This window comes from Bifidobacterium phasiani, from assembly GCF_019331775.1.
Lineage (GTDB): Bacteria > Actinomycetota > Actinomycetes > Actinomycetales > Bifidobacteriaceae > Bifidobacterium > Bifidobacterium phasiani.
The window spans coordinates 1-17,948 of the sequence record NZ_JAHBBD010000015.1 but is presented as its reverse complement, the minus strand read 5'-3'; the positions used below and the strand labels follow the sequence as shown (position 1 = coordinate 17,948).

Sequence of the window (17,948 nt, the reverse complement as noted above, 5' to 3'; positions counted from 1 at the left end):
GAGGGCGCGGAGGCGCCCGGCGCGCCGATGCTGCGCGGCGCCCACATCGACAAGTCCTTCGGCCGCGGCGCCGCCCGGCGGCAGGTGCTGTTCGACGTGTCGGTCGACGTGCGCGAGGGGGAGTGCCTGGCCGTCATCGGCGGCTCGGGTTCGGGCAAGTCGACGCTGACCCGCATCCTGCTGGGGCTGGAGACGGCCGACGCCGGAACGGTCGCCTACCGCGGGGCCGCGGTGACGGGCGGCAGGAGGGCTCCCGGCCGGCAGGCGCTGCGCCGCGGGTCGGGGCTGGTGTTCCAGGATCCGTTCTCGTCGCTGGACCCGCGCTGGACCGTGGCGCGTTCGGTGGCCGAGCCGCTGCGGCTGCGGCACCGCGGCATGCCCGCCGACGAGGTGGGCCGGCGCGTCGCGCAGGCGCTGCGCACCGTCGGATTGGAGCCGGCGACGTTCCTCGGGCGGTATCCGGTCGATCTGTCCGGCGGGCAGGCGCAGCGCGTCGCCATCGCGCGGGCGATCGTCAACGAGCCGAAGGTGGTGCTGGCCGACGAGCCGATGAGCGCCATCGACGTGGCCGCGCGCGTGCAGATCCTCGACGCGTTCGCCGCGATCCGCGACCGCCGGCCCGACATGGCACTGATCATGGTCTCGCACGACCTCGGCGTGGTGCAGCACATCGCCGACCGCGTCGTGGTGCTGCACGACGGCCGCGTCGTCGAGCAGGGGCCGACCGGCCGGCTGCTGGCCGCGCCGTCGGATCCGTACACGCGCGAGCTGATCCGCGCGGCCACGCCGTTCGTCGGACGGCCGTAGGCGGCGGCGCGGCCGGCCGCATCCGTCACGGCAGCTCGTGCCAGACGGGCAGGCGGTGCAGGGCGAGCACGACGTTGCATCGGTCGAGCGTGCCGCCCGTCGCGTCGCACATCGTCGCGTACCACCGCCGGTCGCGCAGCGTGCGGGTTTCGGGGGCGACCAGCGCGTCCAGGCGCGACGCGTACTGGAAATGCAGGTGGCTGAGCAGCCCGCCGACGCGGTGGGCGCCACGCGACGGCATCGGCGCGATCGCGAGCAGCCAGTCGAACGGCGAGGGCGACGCGGCGGCTCCGTCATTACGGTGCGCGGCGTCGTTCGCGATGCCTTGCACGGCGATGTTTGCGGCGCCGGCCGCATCGGCGCGGAACACCAGCGTCGGCTTGGCTTCCAGAGCGCGCGCCAGCGTGTCGACGAGCCGGTAGGCGGCGGTGTGCAGCGGCGAACCGTCCTCGGCGAGCCATGTGACGACGAGGCCGTCGCCCCCGTCGGCCCGCGGCGAGACCCGCCAGCCGCCGATGCGGACGGGGTTGTCGTCGCTGACGGTGCGGCAGGCCGCCGTCCAGAACGCGCGGATGCCGTGCACGGCCATCGGCGAGCCGGCGACCGCCTGCTCGGCGGCGTCCCACGCGCGGCGCATCGCCGGGTCGTCGCTGCCGATGAATTGTTCGAAGCTCACCCAGTCGCCGGTCCAGTCCGACGGGTCGAACGCGGCATCGGTCCGGCCCGGCGCGGCCGGCTCGCCGCGATGCCCGCCCGGGCCGGCCGCGGGGCGTCCTGCGATGCGCTCCGACGGTTCGACGTGTGGGCGTGCATCATCGTGGCTGTTCATCGCGAGTCTCCTTGTCTGATGGGGGATCGTGGTCGGATCGGGTTGGTTTGGCCGGCCGTCCGACCGGGCGTTCGCTCGGGGCGGCCCGGGACGGCGTCGAGGTCGAGGATGCGGTCGCACCAGGCGGCGGCGAGCTCCTCGTCGTGCGTGACCACCAGCACGGCCTTGCCGCGTTCGGCCAGGCGTCGCAGCAGCATGCCGACCTGGACCATGTGCCGTCGGTCCAGACCGCTCGTCGGTTCGTCGAGCACGATGAGCTCCTTGCCGCACACCAGCGCCGAGGCGATCGCCGTGCGTTGCTTCTGCCCGCCGGACAGGCTCATCGGATGGCGGTCGGCCAGCCCGGTCAGGTCCAGCTCGCGCAGCACCGCGTCGCAGACGGCGCGGATCGCGGCGCGCTCGTCGTCCTCGCCCGTCGTGCCCAGCAGCAGCTCGCCGCGCACGGAGTCGGCGAACAGCTGGTAGTTCACGTCCTGCATCACCAGGAATCCGGCGCGCATCAGCGTGCGCGGCCTCGCCGCGGCGCCGCGGCGGAGCACGTCGCCGGCCAGCGGCCGGGCCAGGCCCACCAGCGTGCGCACCAGCGTGGATTTGCCTGCGCCGTTGTGCCCCATCACGCCGACGATCTCGCCGGGGAACAGGTCGAGGTCGGGGATGGGGCGGCTGAAGCCGCCCGTGTCGGGCGTGCAGCGGCGCCGGAACCATCGGCGGCCGGCGGGCCGATGCCCGACGACCAGACCGCGCGTCGACAGCAGCGCGCCGGGCGTGGCCGGCGCCGCCGTGCCTGCACCGGCCGGTTGCCGCGGCAAGGGTGGCGTGTCGTCGGTCCGGTCGTCCGTCAGGGGCGGCTCCGGTACGGCGTGCGGTCCGGCGGGTGGCGCGGCGGGCGACTCCGGGAGCGGCGTGCCGCGGAGTCGGGCGACTGTGTCGGCGGAGTCGGCTGGCGTGGGGCCGGATGTCGTGGGTCCGGGTGCCGTGGCGGATTCTACCGGCCGCGGCGGTGCCGGCGGTGCGTCGTCGGCCGCTCGGGCGTTTGCGGCGGCATCGGCGCGCTCCGGCCAGCGGGCGGCCAGCGCGTCGACGCGGCGGCGGAAGGGTGCGACGTCCAGCGTGCGCAGCCCCATCGCCTCGCGCCGCGCCTCCGGGATCGCCGCGAACCGCGCGGCCGTATGGTCGCCGACGATACGGCCCGACTCGAACAGCACGTACCGGTCGGCGAGTCCGGCGCACCAGGCCAGCCGGTGCTCGGCCACGACGATCGTGACGCCCATGCGCTTGATGTCGCCCAGCAGCGCCGCCAGGTCGTCCATCGCACGGCGGTCGAGGTTGCTGGTCGGTTCGTCGAGCACCAGCAGACGCGGCCGCAGCATGCAGGCCGAGGCGACCGCGATGCGCTGCTTCTCGCCGCCCGACAGCCGGAAGATGCTGCGGTCCAGCAGATGCGCGATACCGAAGCGTTGCGCGACCTCGTCGACGCGCCCGCGGATGCGCGCGGGCTCCCAACCCGCGTTCTCGCAGGGGAACGCCAGCTCGTCGGCGACGAAGGCGTTGAAATACTGGGTCTTCGGGTTCTGGAACACGCTGCCGACCAGCGCGGCGTACTCCTCGATGGCCGCCTGGCCGCATTCCAGCCCGTAGACGGTGCAGGCGCCGGTCAGATCGCCGGTGTGGAACGAGGGGATCAGGCCGTTGAGCAGCCGGGTGAACGTCGTCTTGCCGCAGCCGCTCTGGCCGCACAGCACGACGAACTCGCCGTCGGCGATGCCGAGCGTGACGTCGGAAAGTGCGGGCGGGGGCTGGGTGGCGTCGTCATCCGGCAGGCCCGGCTCGCCGCGGTACCGGAAGCCCACGCCGTGCGCCTGGACGGCGGGACGGGCCGCGGCCGCGTCGTCGTATGCCACGGTCATCGCCACACCCCCGTCAGGAACAGCGCGAACGGCACCGCGCACAGCGCCATGTACGCCCAGTCGAGCGGCGTCATGCGGATGTCGGCCATGCTGGTGTGCCGCCCGGGGTTGCCGAGCCCCTTGGTCAGCGCGGCGACGGAGAGGTCCTGCGCGACGGTGTTCGCGTTCATCAGCAGCGGCACGATGATGTACTCCAGCGACTGCGCCGGGTGCCGCAGCGGCGACCCGCCGCCCGACGGGATGCCGCGCAGCGCCATCGCGTCGCGGATGTGCCGGTAGTCCTCGCGCAGCGTCGGGAAGAAGCGGATCACCACGATGCAGGGGATGACCACGGCCTCCGGCGCGTGGATGCGGCGCAGCGCCGCCGTGAACTCGCCCGGGCTCGTGGTCGTGAACGCGTACGCGCCGGTGATCAGGCACGGCAGCAGCATGCGGATGCCCACCGCGAGCATCGGCACGATGGCCAGCCACGCCCAACCGCCGGAGGTCGGCGTCTCGATCAGGCTCAGTCCCAGCAGCGCCGCGTAGACGACGGCGAAGCGGACGGCCGAACGCACCCGGCCGGCCAGCAGCAGCGGCACGATGAACAGCGCCGTCAGCACCGCCTCGGTCGGGGTGCCGACATGGAAGAACAGCAGCAGGTTGGCCTCCAGCAGCAGGAACAGCTTCGCCCGCGGGTCGAGGCGCAGGCCGTGCGATCCGCGGGCGGCGTCGGCGGGCGGGGCCGGCGTCGTCACCGTGCTCAAACGATGCCCGCCTTGGCGAAGTGTTTGCGCATCATCCGCTGGCCGAACCAGCCGCCGATGACGGCGCAGACCAGGATCGCGCCCATCGCCAGCCAGAACGACCCGGTGTTGACCTGGGCGAACACGCCGTCGATGTACGCGGCGTCCTTGCCCTTGGCCTCCAGCGCGGCCACATAGGCGTCCTTCATGAACCACAGCGGCAGGATCGGGCCGGTCAGGCCGTAGGAGAAGACCACATAGCTGATCAGGATGCCGATGCGGCTGCGGTACTTGCCGAGCGCGGCGATCAGGTCGGCGGCCACCGCGAACACGATGTTGGCGAGGAACGACAGCAGGAAGTGCCCGGACACCAGGAAGAACAGGCCCATGACCAGGCCCATGACGGTGATGCCGCCGAACTTGCCCAGGCGCGCGACCAGCAGCATGTACACGCAGCCGCTGACCAGCGCGCACAGCGCGGGCAGCAGGATCGAGCCGAACCCGGCGAACGCGATGGCCGAGGCGAACGTGCAGACCGCGACCAGCACGAAGTAGACGGCGGTGAACACGCCGATGGTGATCAGGTCGGGTACGGAGAGTCGGGCGAAGCCGCGGGCGGCGGCCGTCGTGGTCGGTGTCGTGGCGGTCATGGATCGTCCTTTCGTCGCGGGGCCGGACGGGCCGGCGTGCAGGGCCGCCCGGGCGCGCCGGGCGGGGTCACCGCCCAACCTAGCGAAAGAAAAAACGGAATACAAGACTGTTCTTTTGGCGGAAAGTGTGCGATAATCCCGCGCCCTGCGGGGTGGTCGACGGGTGGGCGTCACGCCCGACGGGTCGGTGGCTGGGTCGACGGCGACGGCGGTCGTCCGGACGGGCGGGTTCGGTCGGACGCTCGGGCGACACGCCGGACCGGTTCCGCGGACTTCGGGGGATGGTCCGCGGCCGATCGCATGATTCCGCCATTGCCCGCGGACCATCCCCCGAAGTCCGCGGGTCACCCGCCCATCGCGCAGGTGGTCGGCTCTCTGCTTGATCATTCCCCAAAGCCTGCGGGCACGTCCCCACACCGGAGACGACCGGTCCGGCCCCACACTCGTGGGCGCGTGTCGGACCGACCCTTGGGGCATGCCGGCCTGGCCCATCGGGGCGTGGAAGCCGGGCTTCTCAGGACGCGTCGGCGCGCGCGGTCTTGCCGGGCGTGATCGTCATGCTCTGGAACCGGTGCGCCATGTAGGCGTTGTCGAAGTGGTCGGCGTAGAACACCTCGACCGGCGAGTTCGGCTGCAGCCCGGATTCGCGCTCGTACCAGCACTCCAGCGACTGCAGCGTCATCACGCCGTCGACGAGCATGAGCAGCGCGCACACCACGGTGACGGCGTACCGCCATCGCCACGGGATGAGGTTGATGAGCCTGAGCAGCCACGGCAGGCAGAACCGGATCCAGCAGAACCCGAGCGCGCCCCACATGCACATGAACGGCGTGCTCGTGCGCCCGCCGGTGATCGCGGCGATCGGGTCGGGGAACAGCCCCAGGATCGTCATCCCCGAGTAGTTCCACGCCACCGCGCCGAACGCGACCTCCATGAACCAGCTGGTCGCCGCCTCGAACGCGCCGCCGATGACCGCCGACACCAGGAAGATGACGGCCGGGTTCGCGCGGTAGAACCGGTTGAGCGCGACCGTCATCAGCGTGGCGCCGAAGCCGTAGATCGGCGAGAACGGGCCGAACAGCATGCCCGCGCGGTCCTGGTAGTGCCCAGGATCGACGACGACCATGTGGTAGACCGTCTCGATGACCAGACCGATCACGCAGCAGACCGTGAACACCCAGAACAGGTTGAAGAAGTTGAGCTGGATGAAGCCGCGGCCATCCTTCGCCCGGCCGAGCGTGCCGGCCTCGGCCTCCTGCTCGGTCTGCTCGTAGCGTCGGCGCCGGGCGGCGCGCCGCTCCGCGTTCAGCGCGGGGTCGACGGTCGTGGCGATGACCAGCAGGATCGCGATGCGGATCAGCGGATCGATGACGTGCCCGTGGAAGCCGAGCAGCATGATCGTGATGATGCCGATGACGATGTTCAGCAGCACCAGCAGGTAGGCATAGAGCGCCGCGTGCCGCCGCCGGTTGCGCAGCAGCGAGACGCCGAACGCCACGTCGGCGGCGCTGTGGACCGCGATCAGCGCCAGTTGGATGATCGTCAGGATAAGCGTGAGCGTGACGTGCTGCGAGCCGGTGATGCCGGCGCCTCCGGTCGTGATCAGGCGGACGACGATGGCGATGCCGATTGCGAGCACGCTGGCGCCGCTGACCAGGCAGACGACGCCGTAGACGCGCATGAGCAGCGGGATGCGCGCGCCGGCGCCGGAGGGCGCGGGCTCCAGCCCGGATGCGGCGGGGGAGGTCGGGGAGGTGGGGATGGAGGATGCGGCGGACATTGGCGCTCCTTGGTCGGCGACGCGTGGCGCCGGTGGTCGGGTGGGATATGCCTCCATCGTAGCCGCATCGGGGAGGAAGCGCGAGGCGGCCAGGGGGGGGCGTCGCCGGCGCGTACGGCCGGCCGGCGGCGTCGGTCGGGGCGTGCGTGGGGCGGCGATAGTATGGCGGAGGAACGGGAACGGTCAAAACGGTCAAGGAGGGCGCCATGGAACGGCCGGATGCGATACGGGTGCGCGGCGCGCGCGTCAACAACCTCAGGAACGTCGACGTGGACGTGCCGCTCGACGAGCTGGTGGGCGTCGCCGGCGTGTCCGGCTCGGGCAAGTCCTCGCTGGCGCTCGACGTGCTGTACGCCGAGGGGTCGCGCCGCTACCTCGACGCGCTGTCCACCTACACGCGCCGGCGGATGACGCAGGCGAGGCGCCCGCAGGTCGACTCGGTCAGCTACCTGCCGCCGGCCCTGGCGCTGCACCAGCGGCCCGGCGCGGGCGGCATGCGCTCGACGTTCGGCACGATGACCGAACTGCTCAACGTGCTGCGTCTGATGTTCTCGCGACTGGCGAGCCACCGCTGCCCGAACGGCCACCGCTGCCCGCCGTCGCTCGCCGTCGCGGCCGGGCTCGACATCGTGTGCCCGACGTGCGGGGCCGCGTTCATGGGACCGGGCGCGGAGGACCTGGCGTTCAACTCGACCGGCGCGTGCCCGCGCTGCCAGGGCACCGGCATCGTGCGCGAGGTGGACGATTCCACGCTGGTTCCGGACGAATCGCTGAGCATCGACCAGGGCGCGGTGGTGCCGTGGCGCACGTTCGGCTTCAACGTGCAGCCCGACATCGTGCGCGAGTTCGGCGTGCGCACCGACGTGCCGTTCCGCGAACTGACCGAGGCCGAGCGCGACATCGTGTTCAACGGGCCGGAGGAGAAGAAGCACATCGTCATCCCGTCGGTCAAGGGCATCCACGACCTGGACTTCACGTTCCGCAACGCGCGGCTCACCGTGCTCAAGGAGCTCGACCGCGCCACCGACGAGAAGCGCTTCGCCAAGGTCGCCAAGTTCCTGGTCGAACGCACCTGCCCGGACTGCGGCGGCACGCGGCTGGGCGACGCCGCCCGCGCCCCGCGCATCGGGGAGGCCGGACTGGCCGACGTGACCGCGTGGCCGCTGCGCGACGTGCTGGACTGGGCCGACGGCGTGCCGGACGCGCTGCCCGCCGAGATGCACGACATGGCGGCGACGCTGGTGGCGACGCTGCGGGAGATGGGCTCGCGGCTGATGCAGCTGGGGCTGGGCTACCTCACGCTCGACCGGTCGTCGGCCTCGCTGTCGACGGGAGAGCGCCAGCGGGCGCAGCTGTCGCGCGCGGTGCGCAACGAGACCACCGGCGTGCTGTACGTGCTCGACGAGCCGAGCACCGGCCTGCATCCGGCGAACATCGAGGGACTGATCGGCGTGATGCGCGACCTGATCGACGCCGGCAACTCGGTGCTGTTCGTCGACCACGACGTGCGCGTGCTGCGCGCCGCCGACCATTTCATCGAGATGGGGCCGGGCGCCGGCACCCAGGGCGGGCGCGTCGTCGCGCAGGGCACGCCCGAGCAGATCGCGGCGAATCCGGACTCGCGCATCGCCGGGTTCCTGACGGGGGCCGAGCCGTCGGTGGTGCGCGGGCGGCGGGAGGTGCCGCCGCTGCCGGCCGACTGGGAGGTTCCCGGGGCGGGCGGGTCCGAATCGGCCGGATTGGGCGTGGCCGTGTCGGGGACGGAGGACGATTCCGCGGACGCCCGCGGTGTCGCTGATGGCGCGGGTGGCGCGGACTACGCGGACGGCATGGGCGAAGGCGCATGGCCCGTCGACGGCGAATCGGCGGGTGACGGCGCGTGGATCCGCATGGCCACCTCCGCGATCCACACGGTCAAGCCGCTGGACGTCGCGGTCCCGCGCGGCCGGCTGACGGCGGTCACCGGCGTGTCCGGCTCGGGCAAGACCACGATGGTGCTCGAATCGCTGGTGCCGGCGTTGGAGGCCTGCGCCGGCGACGGGCCGCTGCCCGAGCACGTCACCTCGATCGACCCGGCCGGCATCGAACGCGTGCGCATCGTCGACTCGACGCCGATCGGCATCAACGTGCGTTCGACGCTGGCGACGTACTCCGGCGTCATGGACATGCTCAGGCGCGCGTTCGCCGGCACCGCGACCGCGAAGGCGCTCGGCTACAAGCTCGCGGACTTCTCGTACAACACCGGCTCGCTGCGATGCCCGCAGTGCGACGGCACCGGGCAGGTCAACCTCGACGTGCAGTTCCTGCCGGACGTGACGATCCCGTGCCCGAGCTGCGAGGGGCGGCGCTTCAGGCCCGAGGCCGACGCCGTGCGCATCGCGACCCCCGGCCGGCCGGACGGGCTGACGATGCCGCAGGTGCTGGCCCTGAGCGTCGACGAGGCGCTGGACGTGTTCGCGCCGGCGCCCCACGGGCGGCGCGGGGGCGCGGCTGGCGAGGGAGGCACGTCCCCGGTTGACGGCAACACCGGGGTCGCGTCGGCCCCGGCGGCGGGTGACAATGATGATGCCGGAAACGCAGCGGTTCCGCAGGCAGGCGGGCGCGGGCGACAGGGGGCATCGGGCACGGCGGTTCCGCTGGCGGGCGATTGCGTCGCCGACGCGCTGCTCAAGCGCATCCGCAAGGCGCTGGCGACGCTGTCGGACCTCGGTCTGGGCTATCTGACGCTCGGCGAGGACACGCCCTCGCTGTCGGGCGGCGAGGCGCAGCGGCTCAAGCTGTCGAACGAGCTGGGCCGCAAGCAGGGCACGTCGATGTTCGTGCTCGACGAGCCGACCACCGGCCTGCATCCGCTGGACGTGCGCACGCTGATCGGCGTGCTGCAGCGGCTGCTCGACGGCGGCGCGACGATCGTCGTCATCGAGCACGACCTCGATATGATCGCCAACGCGGACTTCGTCATCGACATGGGGCCCGGCGGCGGCGAGGAGGGCGGGCGGATCGTGGCCGTCGGCACGCCGGAGCGGATCGCAGTGAACCCCGCGTCGCTCACCGGCCGCTACCTGGGCCCGGTCCTGCGCCAGGGGAGGTGATGCGCCCTGGGCCTGTGTCGGTGTCCGTCTCCTGATGCATAGCCATAACGGTGTCTGGTTCGAATCGGTCGGACGCGGTCCTTGGCTGAACGAGGTCGACGGCCTCCTGCGCCGGAACCTTGGATTGCGGTGTGCGGGTTTCGGCGTTGCTTGTGGGCCCTGCTGCGTGGTGGGCCGGAGCTCAGGCCAAACGGATGCGTCCGGCCTTGACGCCGTCCTCGATGCAGCGTTTGAGCTCCTCCGGCATGGGCCTGTCCTTCGGCCAATGGGATGGGTAGAACGTCGCGATGCCTGGCGTGCCCCGATAGATTCCCTGTTCCGCTTCCTGGGCGAGGCGATCGAAATCCACGTATGTCGGTTTGCCGTCGCCGGCCGTATTATCCGTGCCGCACATCGTCGTATCCTTTCCGTCGTGCTGTATGGGCCGGCGTCATTGCTCGGCCATGGATGTCGGTAATCCTATTTCCTGAACGAATTTTCTCGTTGCCCAATTGGCATGGTAGATGACTCTCAGTGGGTTGCCAAGTCGGTCCCTATGCTCACCGGCGTCCAGCGCGATCATCTCCACCAGCCTTCCGGTATGCCCATATTCCGCGGCCAACAGGCGGTTGCCGTCGAAATACGTCCTGGCGCGGTGATGCAGCTGATTGCGCCATGCCGACTTGACGTCGGCCGGCGGTACATGACAGCTTTTGCCGCTGATGATGCGTTGATGCAACGCGAAGTTCGGGCTGGAAGTCGGTTCGTCGAACATTGTGGTTCCTTACGTCTGGTATCACGGTGTCCCGTCGGGAAGTGGTCCGGACAACGATAGGCGCGAGCGTCGCCGGCGTCCAGCGCGGGGAGGCGTTGTGGTCGAAGGGTTGCGGTTATCCACAATGATGTCCGGTGTGTGTCCGCGTTTGCGGGATGACGGGCGGGAATCGCGGGCGTCGACGGGCGGCTGCGACGCCGCCTCGGAAACGGCGGGGAGTCGGGAGTAGGGTGGGCGGTATGGACCGGGGACAATGGATTGCGCAGACGTTGGAACGGTTGTCGCACTCGGCGTTCCGGGCGCGGTTCGAATTGAGCGGCAAGGATCGGGCCTACGCGCGCGCCAAGGGGCGCGACGCGATCGACCGGCATACGCATGAGATGCTGCGCTCGCGGGTCGGCGCGGCCGTTCCCCGCAACGACGGCAGGCAGACGCCGTGGCGTGGCCATCCGGTGTTCACCGCGCAGCACGCCACGGCCACCTGCTGCCGCGGCTGCATCGCCAAATGGCATGGCATCCCGCAGGGACGCGGCCTGACCGACGACGAGGTCGACCGGCTCGCCGCGCTGGTGATGGCATGGATCGAACGCGACCTGGCCCGCTATCCGTCGGCTGCGGCGCCGGTGGGCGGAACGACGATGGCGAATGCGGCGACATCGCCGTCAGGCGGTCCGCCGGCGGATGGTCCGGCATCGTCGGCGGGCAACCCGGCGTCTTCCTCGGCGGACGAGTCGACGTCGTCGGCTGCAGGCAGCCCTCCGTTATCGGAGGCGGGCGGGGGCGCCTTCGTTGCCGGCGCGTTGTTCTGAGCGCCGACGTATCGGCTCCGCTATGTCCGTCCATTATGCCGGTTCTGCCGCGTCCACCGGCGTGTCGGTTCCATTGTGCCGACTCCGATGCGTCTCGTCCGGCATGCCGGTTCCGTGGCGTCTTTCGAGGCGCCCGTCTCCGTGGTCGGGCCAGGTTCGCTGCGGCGGCTCCCGCATGGCTTTCGGCGTGCCGTTTGAGATGCGTGCCAATCCGTTGATTCTGCTTCCGTTTCCCATGTTTTCGTACGCTGCCGGCGTGTCTCTCCGATGGGCGCGATACATTGGTCACATGGTTAGTTACTCAACTAATTAACCGGATAACCGTGATCGTGGCTATGCCGTCGGGCGGTGGCTCGTCGCCGAAGCGCGGCGGACCGGCATCGAGGGGAGGTGCGCATGGATTTCGACTATTCCGGTGCGGAGCCGCTGTTCCGGCAGGTCGCCGACCAACTGCGCGCCGGCATCGCCTCGGGGGAGTTCCCCGAGGGAGGGCCGGTGCCGAGCACCACCGAGATCTCTCGCACCTACGCCATCAATCCGGCCACCGTGCTCAAAGGCATGAACCTGCTGGTCGGCGAAGGGCTGCTGGAGAAGCGCCGCGGACTGGGCATGTTCGTCGTCCCCGGTGCGCGGGACGCGCTGCGCGAGAGGGAACGGGAGCGGTTCGTCGGCGAGGGGATCGCCGCGTTCGTCGCCGAGGCGCGGCGGCTCGGCATCGGCCGCGACGAGCTGACGGTACTAATTGAAGGGGGGTATTCCGATGGGATTGAGGGTCACTGACCTCGCGAAACGCTACGGCCGCACGACCGCATTGGACGGCATGTCGCTCGACCTGCGGCCGGGGGTGGTCTACGGTCTGTTCGGACGCAACGGCGCCGGCAAATCGACGCTGCTCGGCTGTCTGGGCAACCGTCTGATCCCCGATTCGGGGAGCCTCGAACTGGACGGCGAACCGCTTGCGGAGAACGAGCCGGCGATGGAACGCACCTATCTGGCCGACGAGCGCCTGCCCTGGTGGCCCGGCCGGTCGTTGGAGTCGATCCTGCGCGACTGCGGGAGGATATACGGCGGTTTCGACCGCGAATTCGCCGACACGTTGGCCGAGCGGTTCGGCATCGACGTGGAGTGTCCGTACAATCGCCTGTCACTGGGGCGGCGCACGGCGTCACGCATGGCGATCGGCCTGTGCCTGCCGGTCGACTACCTGTTCCTCGACGAGCCGACGCTGGGGCTCGATCCGGTCGCCCGTACGCTGATGGCGCGTTCCGTCATCGAGGCATGCGCCCGCCGGTCGCGCACCGTCGTCATCTCGACACATGACGTCGCCGAATTCGCCGGCGTTATCGAGGCGGCCGTCGTCATCGACCACGGCCGCCGTCTTGACCGCTTCGACGTGCAGGATCTGTACCGACACGCGGCGGTGCTGTCCGGGCCGGCGTCGGCGGTGGACGCGGCGGTGGGGCGGCTCGGCCTGACAGTGCTCGACAGGGAGTGCCACGGGATGTCGGCCAACGTGATGGTCGCCCTCGACTCCGGCGCCGACGTATGGGAAGGCGTCCCGGACGGCACCGACGACGGTGCGGATGATGGCTCCGACGTCGGGTGCGACGATCCCGCCGCGGCGCTCGCCGCACGGGTGGGCGGCGGCGTTCATGTCCGCACGCCCGATTTGAGAACCTACGTCATTCGACTGATTCAGGAGAGGAACTGACATGGGCGACCTGACACGATTGAAGGGAATCTGGACGACGGCCGAAACCAAATCCGCAACCGGGACCGGCTTCGCGGGCCGGCGGGCCGGCGTAGCCGCGTGGCCGTCGGCGGACGGTCGGCGCCGCACGGTCGTCTCGCGGCGCGGATGGCGCGTCGCCTGGCGGTACGAGATGAGGTTCGTGATTTTCATCATCGCGTTCTGTGCGGTCATGATGGCGGCTGTCACGTTCTGCTGCGCCGTGTTGGGCATGTGGTCCAACGGCGGTCTCAAACCGTTGTGCCTGTGGTGCGCCGCCGTCTCCGCGGCCGCCGCGTACCTGGTGCCCCGGTATGCGATATGCCACGGCGTATCCCGGCGCACCGGCGTGACCGCACAGTATTTCGGCAATGTCGTCGTCTCCGCCGTGGTGACCGTCCTGCTCGCCGTCGTTGAACGGGTGAACAGGGCCATAGATGCCATGCTGGCGTCTTATGACGGCTTCTGCGCGGTACGGGTGCAGGAGCTGGCCACCTACCCGGATGCGCTGGCGCTCGCCCCTCGTTACCTCGACGATCTGTCCGCCGCCGAGCAGGGATGGCGGCGGAACGAACCGAATTGGATCATCTTCCTCGTCGCGGCGTTCGCCTTCGTCTTCACCGCGACGATGGTCGGTCAGCTGGTCGGGGAGGCCTGCTCCCGACTCGGGGCGAAGCGCACCGTCATCGTGCTGCTCGTCTTCGTCGTAGGGGTCCCGCTGTTGGCGTCGGTCCTGATGTACGCCAATCCCTACACCATCCGTCCCGTCGCCATGCGGGCGTTCGATGCGGTCGACACGGCGCTCGCGTTCACGATGGGCATCCTGCAGCACGGCTCGCTGGAAGGAGGGGACTGGGACTGCGCCTTCAGTCTGTGGCCATTGCTCGCCTCCGCGGCCGTCGTCAGCGCGCTGTGCGCCATCGGGTCGATGCTGCTCGACCGGCGCCGCGAACTGCGTCCGGCCGTGGCCGTCGGCTGATCCCGGCCGCTCGTCCCCGCGGCCGCCGTTTGATTTCGCGACCATCCGACGCTGCAGCCGTCGGATGGCCGTTCTTCCTCTCCTGTCTCTCCGCCGTCTGCATAGTGGGACGGCGGCGGGGGCGCCGATGCCGCCATGCTAGGCTCGCAGCCATGACGTACCTGTTCTGTTGTTGTCGCTGAATCCCGACCGCCGTGGCGCGGCCCGCACGTCCGCATCCCCGCATCGTCGTTCCGACCCCAGACTCCAGCGCATCGCACAGCAACAGACAGAAGGCATCGCATCATGACCATCCACAACGGCATCACCGCACTCATCGGCGACACCCCGCTCGTCCGCCTCAACCACGTCACCGACGGCATCCGCGCCACCATCGCGGTGAAGGTCGAATACCTCAACCCCGGCGGTTCGTCGAAGGACCGCATCGCCGAACGCATCATCGACGCGGCCGAACGTTCGGGCGAACTCGGGCCCGGCGGCGTGATCGTCGAGCCGACCAGCGGCAACACCGGCGTCGGGCTGGCGCTGGTCGCCCAGCAGCGCGGCTACCGCATGATCGCCGTCGTGCAGGACAAGGTCTCGCAGGACAAACGCGACGTGCTCGCCGCCTATGGCGCCGAGGTCGTCGTCGCCCCCGGCGGCGTCGCGCCCGACGACCCTCGCTCGTACTATTCGGTCGCCCGCCGTCTCGCCGCGACCATTCCCGGCGGCTACATGCCCAACCAGTACGCCAACCCGAACGGGCCGGAAAGCCACTACCTGACCACGGGCCCGGAGATCTGGCGGGCCACGGACGGGCATGTCACGCACTTCGTCGCCGGCATCGGCACCGGCGGCACGATCACCGGCGCCGGGCGCTACCTGCATGAGGCGTCCGGCGGCCGGGTCACGGTGATCGGCGCCGATCCGGAGGGTTCGGTGTTCTCCGACCCCGACCACACGCACCCGTTCCTCGTCGAGGGCGCCGGCAAGGAGGACGTCCCCGCCATCTACGATCCGTCGGTGGTCGATGCGATCGAGGCGGTGCCGGACGCGGAATCCTTCGAGATGACCCGTCGGCTGGCCCGTGAGGAGGGGCTGCTTGTCGGCGGCTCGTCCGGCATGGCCGTGGCCGCCGCGTTGCGGTACGCCCGCGCCCGTGACCTCGGCCCCGATGCGCTGATGGTCGTGCTGCTGCCCGATTCGGGCCGCGGCTACATGTCGAAGATCTTCAACGACGATTGGATGCGCGAGCACGGATTCGCCGACGTCGTCGCTCGCACCTCGGCGCCCTCGCTGGCCGCCGGTGCCGCGGACGTGCTGCGTCGGGATCGAAAGTCCTGATCGCATGGTCTCGTCGGTCGCCGGTCGCCGGATCGACGGGCGTGCGTCGAACCGGTCGACGTGATCCGTTTGGGGGTCTCGCAGGGGCGCAGCCGGGGCCGGTCGGCGGTATCTGGCTTATGTGTGGCGGATTTGGGCTTCTGCGGACATCCAACTGGATTACGTGGGGCACCGGAATCCGGAAACCCGGAGTATGAACGGCGTCATACCGCCATCGCTACTCGGGGTATCGCCGGCGGGCCGCCTCACGTAGTCCAGTTGGGTGTCTGCAATGGCCTCAATCCGCTACATCTAATCGAGTTTGAGGCATATGGGCCGTTCCGAGTATCTGCCGAACCGGTTCGCCATCCCCGTTTCGCCGATTCGGGAGGGCGCGCCCCGCCCCGCCGGTGTGCCGCGGGCGGATACGTCGAACCCGGCCCCGGAAAGCAAGGCTCACGGCGGGATTCGAGACAATCGTGGGGTGGGGCATCTGCCTACTTCTGGGGAATTTGCTGTCCGGCATGCTTACGCTCCTGTTCCGCGCAGGGTGTCTACCCACTTCCGGGGAGTTTGCTTTCGCTCGCCGGCGCGCCATGGACTCTTGGAGGGCGGGTAGCCCCGGAGCCGCGGTCGCTTCCGCCCGCCGTCGCGCCATGAGCGGATTCACCGGGCCGACCCGGAGGGGCGCGGCGCCGGGACTCGGGTACACTGGGGCGGTATGACAGGGGATAGCACGGCACAGGCGCTTGCGGCGCTGAAACGGTACTTCGGCTACGATTCGTTCCGTCCCGGCCAGGAGGGGCTGGTCGAGGCGATTCTCGCGGGCCGCGACGCGCTCGGCGTCATGCCGACCGGCGCCGGCAAGTCGATCTGCTACCAGGTGCCCGCCGCGCTGATGCCCGGCGTGACCGTGGTCGTCTCGCCGCTGATCTCGCTGATGCGCGACCAGGTCGACGCGCTCAACGACGCCGGCTTGCCCGCCGCGTTCATCAACACCACGCAGTCGCCCGACGAGCAGGGCATGGTGCTGGCGCAGGCGGCCCGGGGCGAGGTGCGCCTGCTCTACGTGGCGCCCGAACGGCTGGAGACCGAGCGGTTCCGCCGCTTCGCCGCGCAGGTGCCCATCGCGCTGGTCGCCGTCGACGAGGCGCACTGCGTGTCGCAATGGGGGCAGGACTTCCGCTCGTCGTACCTCGGCATCGGCGAGTTCATCGCCGCGCTGCCGAAGCGTCCGGTGGTCGCGGCGTTCACGGCGACCGCCACCGAGCGCGTGCGGCGCGACATCGTCGAGCTGCTGGAGCTGCGCGATCCGCGGGTCACCGTCACCGGCTTCGACCGCCCGAACCTGTACTTCGACGTCATCAGGCTGGAATCGAAGCGCAAGGCCGCCTGGGTGGCGAACTACATCGCCGCCCGGCCCGAGGAGTCGGGCATCGTGTACTGCGCCACGCGCAAGGAGACCGAGGCGCTCGCCGCGGCGATCAACCGGACGGTCGCCCAGCTGCGCCGGGCGGCGGGCGATTCGCCTCGTTCCGCGGCGGCCGGCGATTCCGCGGCGACTTCGGTAAACGTCGGACCGGACGGCGGTTTCGGCGGCGATCCGGGGAACGGCGGCGGTCGTTCCGATGGCGGTCTATCCGGCGGCGGTCATTCCGGCGCCGCGATGACCGACGGCTTCGACGACGATCGCATGGACGGCGGGCGCCCGGTGGCCGTCGCCTACCATGGCGGCATGTCCGCCGAGGTGCGCAACCGCGCGCAGCGGGACTTCGTGACCGACCGCGTGCCGGTCGTCGTCGCCACGAACGCGTTCGGCATGGGCATCGACAAGTCGAACGTGCGCTACGTGATCCACCACAACATGCCCGAAAGCATCGAGGCCTACTACCAGGAGGCCGGGCGCGCCGGCCGCGACGGCGAGCCGAGCCGCTGCACGCTGCTGTGGAACGAGGGCGACATCGTCACCCGCCGCCGTCTGCTCGACACCGACAGCGAGAACGACCGGCTGACCCCCGAGGAGCGGGAGACCGTGCGGATGAGCAAGCGGCACCTGCTCGACGGCATGGTCGGGTACTGCCGGACCACCGAATGCCTGCACCGGTACCTGACCCGCTACTTCGGCGAGCCGGACGACGGCTCTGCGCAACGGTGCGGCAACTGCTCGAACTGCGAGAGCACGTTCGAGACCATCGACGTGACGCAGATCGCCCGGGCGGTCAGCCGGTGCGTGCACGACGTCAACCAGTCGTTCGGCTCGGGCAAGATCGTGGCGGTGCTGCGCGGCTCGCAGGCGCAGGACGTGCTCGCCCGCGGGCTCGACCGCTGCCCCAGCTACGGCATGCTGTGCGAGGTGCCGGAGGCGCGGGTGCGCGACGTGCTCAACCAGATGGCGACCGACGGGTACCTGACGATCACCGAGGGGCGCCTGCCGATCGTGCGCTTCGGCGTGCGCGCGGCGGAGACGGTCGCGCCGGACTTCCACTACGAGATCAAGCGGCTGGAGCGCCGCACGGACCGGGGGCCGGCGCGCTTGGGCGGGCGGGGGTACGCCGGCCCCCGGTCCGTGCGGCGCTCCAGCCGCT

At 70.5% G+C, this 17,948-nt stretch carries 14 protein-coding genes and 1 pseudogene; 8 read left to right on the top strand and 7 right to left on the bottom strand.

Features of this window, described 5'->3' with window-relative positions:
- Positions 1 to 27 precede the first annotated feature (27 nt).
- The gene (locus KIH73_RS07050) at positions 28 to 807 is read left to right on the top strand and encodes an ABC transporter ATP-binding protein (protein ID WP_219082034.1); all 780 of its coding nucleotides are present in this window, start codon (positions 28 to 30) and stop codon (positions 805 to 807) included.
- Positions 808 to 832: 25 nt separating this feature from the next.
- On the opposite strand, the gene KIH73_RS07045 is transcribed toward KIH73_RS07050, so the two are convergent.
- The 5 genes from KIH73_RS07045 to KIH73_RS07025 form a co-directional block, all read right to left on the bottom strand.
- Positions 833 to 1,636, bottom strand: a complete 804-nt coding sequence (locus KIH73_RS07045; RefSeq protein ID WP_236022648.1) for a hypothetical protein — start codon at positions 1,634 to 1,636, stop codon at positions 833 to 835.
- Positions 1,633 to 3,543 (bottom strand): ABC transporter ATP-binding protein, encoded by a 1,911-nt coding sequence (locus KIH73_RS07040; RefSeq protein ID WP_236022647.1) that lies wholly within the window; start codon positions 3,541 to 3,543, stop codon positions 1,633 to 1,635. Before KIH73_RS07040 ends, KIH73_RS07045 begins: the two co-directional genes overlap by 4 nt.
- Positions 3,540 to 4,280, bottom strand: coding sequence for an energy-coupling factor transporter transmembrane component T (locus tag KIH73_RS07035; RefSeq protein WP_338023975.1), 741 nt, complete (start codon positions 4,278 to 4,280; stop codon positions 3,540 to 3,542). The genes KIH73_RS07040 and KIH73_RS07035 overlap by 4 nt, the downstream gene beginning before the upstream one ends.
- A 5-nt stretch (positions 4,281 to 4,285) precedes the next feature.
- Positions 4,286 to 4,918, bottom strand: coding sequence for an MptD family putative ECF transporter S component (locus KIH73_RS07030; RefSeq protein WP_219081954.1), 633 nt, complete (start codon positions 4,916 to 4,918; stop codon positions 4,286 to 4,288).
- Positions 4,919 to 5,432: 514 nt separating this feature from the next.
- Positions 5,433 to 6,698, bottom strand: coding sequence for a putative ABC transporter permease (locus KIH73_RS07025; RefSeq protein ID WP_219081952.1), 1,266 nt, complete (start codon positions 6,696 to 6,698; stop codon positions 5,433 to 5,435).
- A 206-nt stretch (positions 6,699 to 6,904) separates the two neighbouring features.
- Between KIH73_RS07025 and KIH73_RS10940 the strand changes: the two genes are divergently transcribed.
- Entirely contained in the window at positions 6,905 to 9,790 is a 2,886-nt protein-coding gene (locus KIH73_RS10940) for an excinuclease ABC subunit UvrA (RefSeq protein ID WP_236022645.1), read from the top strand.
- A gap of 181 nt (positions 9,791 to 9,971) precedes the next feature.
- Here KIH73_RS10940 and KIH73_RS07010 read toward each other — a convergent pair whose 3' ends face one another.
- Complete coding sequence (locus tag KIH73_RS07010) at positions 9,972 to 10,184, bottom strand: hypothetical protein (RefSeq protein WP_219081950.1); 213 nt, start codon at positions 10,182 to 10,184, stop codon at positions 9,972 to 9,974.
- 36 nt (positions 10,185 to 10,220) lie between these two features.
- Positions 10,221 to 10,544: a hypothetical protein gene (locus KIH73_RS07005; RefSeq protein ID WP_219081947.1), complete on the bottom strand. Its 324-nt coding sequence runs from the start codon at positions 10,542 to 10,544 to the stop codon at positions 10,221 to 10,223.
- A gap of 239 nt (positions 10,545 to 10,783) precedes the next feature.
- On the opposite strand from KIH73_RS07005, the pseudogene KIH73_RS10935 reads away from it, so the two are divergent.
- The 6 genes and pseudogenes from KIH73_RS10935 to KIH73_RS10930 all read left to right on the top strand — a co-directional run.
- Positions 10,784 to 11,155, top strand: a pseudogene (locus KIH73_RS10935) (DUF4186 domain-containing protein); the annotation flags it as partial.
- Between the two features lie 594 nt (positions 11,156 to 11,749).
- Entirely contained in the window at positions 11,750 to 12,133 is a 384-nt protein-coding gene (locus KIH73_RS06995) for a GntR family transcriptional regulator (protein WP_219081943.1), read from the top strand.
- Positions 12,114 to 13,064: an ATP-binding cassette domain-containing protein gene (locus tag KIH73_RS06990; protein WP_219081941.1), complete on the top strand. Its 951-nt coding sequence runs from the start codon at positions 12,114 to 12,116 to the stop codon at positions 13,062 to 13,064. The genes KIH73_RS06995 and KIH73_RS06990 overlap by 20 nt, the downstream gene beginning before the upstream one ends.
- Positions 13,065 to 13,236: 172 nt before the next feature.
- Positions 13,237 to 14,061: a hypothetical protein gene (locus tag KIH73_RS06985; RefSeq protein ID WP_219081939.1), complete on the top strand. Its 825-nt coding sequence runs from the start codon at positions 13,237 to 13,239 to the stop codon at positions 14,059 to 14,061.
- A 285-nt stretch (positions 14,062 to 14,346) separates the two neighbouring features.
- Entirely contained in the window at positions 14,347 to 15,384 is a 1,038-nt protein-coding gene (locus KIH73_RS06980) for a pyridoxal-phosphate dependent enzyme (protein ID WP_219081937.1), read from the top strand.
- Positions 15,385 to 16,084: 700 nt separating this feature from the next.
- The coding region (locus tag KIH73_RS10930) for a RecQ family ATP-dependent DNA helicase (protein WP_236022644.1) at positions 16,085 to 17,948 on the top strand (1,864 nt) is incomplete at its 3' end.

Coding starts and splice junctions, on each gene's coding strand:
- KIH73_RS07050 (WP_219082034.1), top strand. CDS start 28: ATGCTGCGCGGCGCCCACATCGACAAGTCCTTCGGCCGCGGCGCCGCC.
- KIH73_RS07045 (WP_236022648.1), bottom strand. CDS start 1,636: ATGAACAGCCACGATGATGCACGCCCACACGTCGAACCGTCGGAGCGC.
- KIH73_RS07040 (WP_236022647.1), bottom strand. CDS start 3,543: ATGACCGTGGCATACGACGACGCGGCCGCGGCCCGTCCCGCCGTCCAG.
- KIH73_RS07030 (WP_219081954.1), bottom strand. CDS start 4,918: ATGACCGCCACGACACCGACCACGACGGCCGCCGCCCGCGGCTTCGCC.
- KIH73_RS07025 (WP_219081952.1), bottom strand. CDS start 6,698: ATGTCCGCCGCATCCTCCATCCCCACCTCCCCGACCTCCCCCGCCGCA.
- KIH73_RS10940 (WP_236022645.1), top strand. CDS start 6,905: ATGGAACGGCCGGATGCGATACGGGTGCGCGGCGCGCGCGTCAACAAC.
- KIH73_RS07010 (WP_219081950.1), bottom strand. CDS start 10,184: ATGTGCGGCACGGATAATACGGCCGGCGACGGCAAACCGACATACGTG.
- KIH73_RS07005 (WP_219081947.1), bottom strand. CDS start 10,544: ATGTTCGACGAACCGACTTCCAGCCCGAACTTCGCGTTGCATCAACGC.
- KIH73_RS06995 (WP_219081943.1), top strand. CDS start 11,750: ATGGATTTCGACTATTCCGGTGCGGAGCCGCTGTTCCGGCAGGTCGCC.
- KIH73_RS06990 (WP_219081941.1), top strand. CDS start 12,114: ATGGGATTGAGGGTCACTGACCTCGCGAAACGCTACGGCCGCACGACC.
- KIH73_RS06985 (WP_219081939.1), top strand. CDS start 13,237: ATGAGGTTCGTGATTTTCATCATCGCGTTCTGTGCGGTCATGATGGCG.
- KIH73_RS06980 (WP_219081937.1), top strand. CDS start 14,347: ATGACCATCCACAACGGCATCACCGCACTCATCGGCGACACCCCGCTC.